Annotated in this window: 10 tRNA genes; all 10 read right to left on the bottom strand. The window is 52.5% G+C overall.

The annotated features are described in order from the left end of the window. Positions 1 to 61: 61 nt before the first annotated feature. Positions 62 to 151 (bottom strand) — tRNA-Ser (locus FC26_RS07905). Positions 152 to 184: 33 nt separating this feature from the next. Further along, a tRNA-Ile gene (locus tag FC26_RS07900) sits at positions 185 to 258 on the bottom strand. 21 nt (positions 259 to 279) lie between these two features. Beyond that, positions 280 to 353: transfer RNA gene (locus FC26_RS07895), tRNA-Met, on the bottom strand. Positions 354 to 401: 48 nt separating this feature from the next. After that, positions 402 to 475: transfer RNA gene (locus FC26_RS07890), tRNA-Pro, on the bottom strand. A 5-nt stretch (positions 476 to 480) separates the two neighbouring features. Further along, positions 481 to 554: transfer RNA gene (locus FC26_RS07885), tRNA-Arg, on the bottom strand. A gap of 9 nt (positions 555 to 563) precedes the next feature. Next, positions 564 to 649: transfer RNA gene (locus tag FC26_RS07880), tRNA-Leu, on the bottom strand. A 16-nt stretch (positions 650 to 665) separates the two neighbouring features. Beyond that, positions 666 to 737 (bottom strand) — tRNA-Gly (locus tag FC26_RS07875). A gap of 7 nt (positions 738 to 744) precedes the next feature. After that, positions 745 to 817 (bottom strand) — tRNA-Thr (locus FC26_RS07870). Positions 818 to 849: 32 nt separating this feature from the next. Next, positions 850 to 922 (bottom strand) — tRNA-Lys (locus FC26_RS07865). A 2-nt stretch (positions 923 to 924) separates the two neighbouring features. Next, a tRNA-Val gene (locus FC26_RS07860) sits at positions 925 to 997 on the bottom strand. Positions 998 to 1,053: the final 56 nt, after the last annotated feature.

Here is a 1,053-nt window from a genome sequence, read left to right as displayed (position 1 = left end):
ACGACCTTCGGGTTATGAGCCCGACGAGCTACCAGACTGCTCCATCCCGCGATAATTAAAAAGGAGGATGAGAGATTCGAACTCTCGCGTGGTTTGACCCACCTGACGGTTTTCAAGACCGTTCCCTTCAGCCAGACTTGGGTAATCCTCCATAAACTTTTGCCACTCTTCGTCCATCTCTCAATGGACCTTGTAGGACTCGAACCTACGACCGGACGGTTATGAGCCGTCTGCTCTAACCAACTGAGCTAAAGGTCCAGCTTTCATAATTCCGGCCTATCGCGGCGGGGGGGATCGAACCCTCGACCTCCCGGGTATGAACCGGACGCTCTAGCCAGCTGAGCTACACCGCGAGTGTGAACAACTTCGTTGTTCCAATAATCACACACTATGATTATTTATCGGGAAGACAGGATTCGAACCTGCGACCCCCTGGTCCCAAACCAGGTGCTCTACCAAGCTGAGCTACTTCCCGAACAATGCACCCAGTAGGAGTCGAACCTACAACCTTCTGATTCGTAGTCAGACACTCTATCCAATTGCGCTATGGGTGCGTATTAAAATGCCGAGGACCGGGATCGAACCGGTACGGTCATCACTGACCGCAGGATTTTAAGTCCTGTGCGTCTGCCAATTCCGCCACCCCGGCATAATTGAATTGGCAAAGCGGAAGACGGGATTCGAACCCGCGACCCCCACCATGGCAAGGTGATGTTCTACCACTGAACTACTTCCGCATTTTGATGCCGACTAAAGGATTCGAACCTTCGACCCCCTGTTTACAAGACAGATGCTCTGCCAACTGAGCTAAGTCGGCATTTTCAAATGCCTGTCAATTTTCATCGACAATGAGCCGTGACAGTCTCGAACTGTCGACCCTCTGATTAAAAGTCAGATGCTCTACCAACTGAGCTAACGGCTCAATGGAGGATACAGGGCTCGAACCTGTGACCCTCTGCTTGTAAGGCAGACGCTCTCCCAACTGAGCTAATCCTCCATCGTGCATGGCGACGTCCTACCCTCGCAGGGAGCGATCCCCCAACTACTCTCGGC

Source organism: Paucilactobacillus vaccinostercus DSM 20634, assembly GCF_001436295.1.
GTDB classification, from domain to species: domain Bacteria; phylum Bacillota; class Bacilli; order Lactobacillales; family Lactobacillaceae; genus Paucilactobacillus; species Paucilactobacillus vaccinostercus.
This window is presented reverse-complemented; position numbering and strand designations above follow the sequence as displayed.